Below are 235 nucleotides of genomic sequence, written 5' to 3' on the forward strand. Positions count from 1 at the left end.
CCTCGATTCTGGCAGCAGCTGAGCGGGAAGTATCCAGCACAATGATCACCCGGCGGTCACGCTCCGGCCGCCATGTTCGCACCACCCCTGACGTACGGCGTGCTGTGGCGCGCCAGTCGATGGACCGGACGTCGTCGCCGCGGACATAGACGCGAAGGGAATCGAACTCGGTTCCGGCGCCGCGGATCTGCACCGCTGCACGGCCATCCAGTTCCCTGAGCTTGCGCAGCTTGGA

The 235-nt window shown here is 66.0% G+C and carries 1 protein-coding gene; it reads right to left on the bottom strand.

Annotated features, from left to right (window positions below; genetic code table 11):
• Nucleotides 1-235: DUF58 domain-containing protein (locus tag N7568_RS25420; protein WP_261612387.1), on the bottom strand; the 235-nt coding region annotated here is incomplete at both ends.

The sequence above is a fragment of the Paenarthrobacter aurescens genome (assembly GCF_025421775.1).
Taxonomy (GTDB): Bacteria; Actinomycetota; Actinomycetes; order Actinomycetales; family Micrococcaceae; genus Arthrobacter; species Arthrobacter aurescens_B.